The sequence below is a fragment of the Micromonospora sonchi genome (genome assembly GCF_014646235.1).
GTDB lineage: Bacteria > Actinomycetota > Actinomycetes > Mycobacteriales > Micromonosporaceae > Micromonospora > Micromonospora sonchi.
The window spans coordinates 1-4385 of sequence record NZ_BMNB01000067.1 but is presented as its reverse complement, the minus strand read 5'-3'; the positions used below and the strand labels follow the sequence as shown (position 1 = coordinate 4385).

The window sequence follows — 4385 nt, the reverse complement described above, 5'->3', positions numbered from 1 at the left end:
GACAGCAACCCGACCAGGTAGGTCAGCGCCTGTCGGCGCGGCTCTGCGCGCCCGAAACGGTGCGCGAACCGAGCCAGCAGATCATCCAGACCCGCCCGCCAGCCCACAATCTCATCGATCAACACAAGCGCAAGAGCCTGCCCGCCCCACGAGTGGCCACAACAGACAGACAGTGCGATCCCCTGACCCATCGCACAAATAGCATCGACGTGCGCAGTTACATGGCCCGGTGCCGCTTGGCGTCGATCAAGCCGATAAGCTGCCAAAACTCAAGGTCAGGCAAGTGCGGCCTAGTACGGCAGCCGCCTTTCGTGATCCTGGCTGAGGTTCGAGGTTGAGGCGGTGTGTGTAGTGGGATCGCCATTGGGCTTGATGCCGGCGTTGCCAGCCTGACCAGTGCAAACGGTGGGTGAGGTCGCGGATTGGGCGGATGATTGCAGGCGTTGATGAGGCGGCGGACTTCGTTGACCGTCAGCTTGATCAGTCCGGTGTCGTCCGGGTCGTTGTGGGCTGCGTCGGCGGCGCAGATCGTCAGGACGGCGAGTGCGGCCAGGGCGAGGGTGGTGAACCGGTGCCAGGAGTCCCAGCGGCGGACCTGGTGCTGGTCCAGGCCGACCTGGCCTTTGGCGGCCTGACCTGCGTTCCGCAGGAGCTGACCGATCCTGCGACACGAAAACAGGCGTTGACCAGCACAGACAGGGCCTCGCATAGGCGGTCCCGGCCGAGGACCGTTACCGCGAGGCGATCGCGCAGCCTACGCACAGCCGGATGGGCGGCTATCTCGCTCGGATCCATCTCGTCTACGGCGAGTGGCTACGCCGAGAGGGCCGCCGCCGTGACGCCCGAGACCAGCTCCGTACCGCCCACGAGCTCCTCACCGACATGGGCGCGGATGCCTTCGCCGCCCGCGCCGCACGCGAGCTCCGCGCGATGGGCGAGCACCCGCGCGCCCGAACCGCGCAGCCGACGGACGAGCTCACCGCCCATGAGCTGCATGTCGCACGGCTGGTGGCCACCAGAGCAACCTCCCGTGAGGTCGCCGCACAGCTGTTCCTCAGCCCGCGGACGATCGAGGCCCACTTGCGCAACATCTTCCGCAAGCTCGGCATCACCTCACGCCGCGAACTCAAGGAGTTCCACCTTCCCTGACCGGACCGGAGCGGGCGCGCCGAAGATAGGTGGCTCCTACCGACGCGAGGGCCACGCCGCGGCGGCCAGGCTGGCACGATGTACCCGTACCCCGACCCTCACCCCTTTCGAGCAGGTCCGCCGTCGACGACCCCGGTGACTGATTGCCACCTGGCGTGGCGACGATGAATGTCTTCATCATCGGCGTCAGGGGGTCCGTCGGTGGGCTGCTGGCGGGGAACCTGATCGACCGGGGCGACGACGTCGCCGGCCAGGTACGTCGTGACGAGCAGCGCAGCGATCTCGCTGCCCGCGGAGTCAAGGCTCACGTGGCTGAGCTCGCGGAGCTGACTGCTGACTCGCTGGCCCCCAAAACCGACTGACCTACCCCGCCGCGCGGGGGCGTTATCCACGACGCCGGCCGCGCGGCCACCACACGCCCCACGTTCTCCTCCCTCGCAGTGAAAGGCCATCCCATGCGCACCCCGCTGAACCCGCAGATCGACATCCGCCGCGCGGACGACCGGTTCAAGACGGACTTCGGTTGGCTGGACTCCAAGCACTCGTTCTCGTTCGGCGACCACTACGACCGCCACAACACCCACCATGGACTGCTGCTGGTCAACAATGACGACATCGTCGTACCCGGCACAGGCTTCGAGACCCACCCGCACCGCGACATGGAGATCGTCACCTGGGTCCTGCGTGGGTCGCTGGTCCACCAGGACTCCATCGGCCACAACGGGGTGATCTACCCCGGCCTCGCTCAACGGATGAGCGCCGGCACTGGCATCCTGCACTCCGAAAAGAACGACTCCTGGCGGCTGCAGGGCAACAAGCACGACGAGTCTGTGCACTTCGTGCAGATGTGGATCGCGCCCGACGAGGCCGACATCACCCCCGGCTACGAACAGCTCGAAATCGACGAGAAGCTGCTGTCGTCCGGCTCGCTCATTCCCGTCGCCTCCGGCATGGACCGGCATGACGGCGAGGCAGCGATCCGGATCAAGAACCGCTACGCGGCGCTCTACGCCGCCCGCCTGGCGCCCGGCCAGAGCGTCGAGCTGCCCGAGGCGCCGTACCTGCACCTGTTCGTGCCGCGCGGCAACGTGACGCTCGAAGGTGCCGACGCGCTGCACACAGGAGACGCCGTCCGCTTCACCGCCACCGGCGGGCAGCGGGTCACCGCGACCGAGCCCGCGGAGATCCTGGTGTGGGAGATGCACGCCACCCACGCCGCCTGAACGCACCCTGACCGAGGACGCCGAGAGACGCCATGAACCTGCCGAGGCACGTGCCTGTGCTCGCCGAAGGCCACCCGGTGCGGGTGGTCTTCGGCGTCGGCTCCGTCCACCAACTCGGCCGCGAGGCAGCGGCGCTCGGCCGGCGGGCGCCGGCCCGTGGCGGGCGCATACCGTGGAGGCGTGGTGGCTGACCGGTCACCACGTGTCCTCGCCCACGGCCATGATCGGATGCACTCTCATGGCCGATGAGCGTGCGTTTTCTGCGTGGCTGTTGACTGTTCTTGCGCGGGCCGTTGAGGCCTATGGCCATCACGGGATGAGCAGTCCCCAATAGGCCGCCCAGGGTAGGAACAGCAGGCCGGCGGCGGCGAGTAGGCCGAGTCGGGCTCGGTCGGCGTGCCTGAGATCGCGGCGGTGACGTCGCCAGGACAGCCCGGTCGCGATGGTGGCCACGACGGTGGCGACGGCGAGGACCTGTAGAACGAGCCAGGGTATCGGGCGGCCGATCAGAACGGGTCCGACGACAGCCGCCGCGGTGGCCAGCATGAAGAAGAGGTAGACGAGCAGGCCCATCGTGGTTGCCAGGCCGGCGGCGGCCAGCCAGCGCGCGGGGTGCCGTACCGGCGGTGCGCCACGGCGGCCACGGATCCGGCGTACGGCGGCGGTCAATGGGTAGCCGGCGAAGGCCACCAGGAACAGCAGCAGGGCGGCGAGTTGGAGCCAGGGCGACTCGTACCAGGCCAGCGGCGTGAGGGTCGGGCTGGGGGTGCGCTGGGACGGCGCCGGGTCGGCGCTCGCGCTGGGCAGGGCGTGCGTCAGACGGTCGATCCAGGACGCTTCGTAGTCGCCGTAGTTGGCCGGAATGCTGGCGAGCCGGTCGAACCCGCCGTTGGCGGTGACGTACAGGTTGTGCCGGACCGCGGGGACGAACCGGATCGTGTAATGGTGGTTGCCGCCGCGTTCCAACGCCTGCCGGATGATCTGGCTGCTCTCCCTCGGCAGGGCTTCACGGTCGAGTTCACCCCATTGGGCGAGTACCGGCTGGCGTACCTGTGCCCAGACCGGTGCCGGGTCGAAGTTGGCCTCGGGGAAAATGCCCGCGCCGATCGCCATCCGCACGGCGGTCACCTGCATCGTGTGCGTGAAGGACCCGGAAACACCGGCGTGCCGCAGTCGCTCGTCGTAACACGAGGCGGTCTGGGCGGCCGGAGTCATACCGACCGCGCCGACAGTGATCAGAAATTTCACGTCGGTGGAGCGGTTCGCGGCCAGTGGTGCGACGAACGCCCCCTCGGACAGCGCCCACATCCCGAGCCGGGCCGGGTCGACGTCGGCGCGGGAGCGCAGCAGTCGCAGGCCGGCGAGCGCATCGTCGGCCAGCACCGAATAGTCGCGACGCAACAGGTTGTAGCCTTCGGTCCGCTTGTCGTAGAAGAGGGCCACAATTCCGCGTTGGGCGAACGCTTCGGCCGCAAGGCGTAGCTCCTGCCGGCCGTGATTGCCCGCCCCCTCCACCATGACCACCGCTGGTCGGCGCTGGGGCATCGACATCGGCGCCAGGACGGTGCCGTGCAGCACCACGCCACCGTTGCCGACGAAGGACACTTCGGTGGCGGTCGGTCCGTCCGACGCGGCGTTCGCGGGAGCAACCGGAAGGACGAGGACCGAGGAGGCGAGTACGGCGAGAGCCGCCAGGATCCGCAGCAAGAGCCGGGCCCGACCCATGCCGGATACGGTGGATCCCCCGATTCGACCCGTTCCGCTCGTACGAGCCGTTCTGTGCCGCATTTCAGCCATCCTCTTCAGCAGGTTTTTGACGCGCCCGGCGAAGCGCCATTCGCGGCATTCAGACTCGGGTGCTCGCCGAACCCGGACCAGGGCCATCGCGGCTCTTCGAAGTTGAGCGGGGTGCGGTGGTCGATCCGACCCGGAGATGAGGTCTCGCAGCCCTTCGGTGATCATCTGAGTGTCGAGTTCGGATGGTCACTAGTGAAGAGCTGCGAGCATGGTCAA

4 protein-coding genes are annotated in these 4385 nt (G+C 68.2%); 3 read left to right on the top strand and 1 reads right to left on the bottom strand.

Annotation, left to right across the window (positions count from 1 at the left end; all coding sequences use genetic code 11):
* Window positions 1-768: 768 nt before the first annotated feature.
* The 3 genes from IEY61_RS30725 to IEY61_RS30715 all read left to right on the top strand — a co-directional run bounded on the left by IEY61_RS30725 (window position 769) and on the right by IEY61_RS30715 (window position 2372).
* The gene (locus tag IEY61_RS30725; RefSeq protein WP_189050822.1) at window positions 769-1149 is read left to right on the top strand and encodes a helix-turn-helix transcriptional regulator; all 381 of its coding nucleotides are present in this window, start codon (window positions 769-771) and stop codon (window positions 1147-1149) included.
* Window positions 1150-1313: 164 nt separating this feature from the next.
* Window positions 1314-1511, top strand: coding sequence for a Rossmann-fold NAD(P)-binding domain-containing protein (locus tag IEY61_RS30720; protein WP_189050820.1), 198 nt, complete (start codon window positions 1314-1316; stop codon window positions 1509-1511).
* A 93-nt stretch (window positions 1512-1604) separates the two neighbouring features.
* Complete coding sequence (locus IEY61_RS30715) at window positions 1605-2372, top strand: pirin family protein (RefSeq protein WP_189050818.1); 768 nt, start codon at window positions 1605-1607, stop codon at window positions 2370-2372.
* A gap of 309 nt (window positions 2373-2681) precedes the next feature.
* On the opposite strand, the gene IEY61_RS30710 is transcribed toward IEY61_RS30715, so the two are convergent.
* A complete protein-coding gene (locus IEY61_RS30710; RefSeq protein ID WP_189050817.1) occupies window positions 2682-4097 on the bottom strand; it encodes an alpha/beta hydrolase family protein in 1416 nt (471 codons plus the stop codon).
* Window positions 4098-4385: the final 288 nt, after the last annotated feature.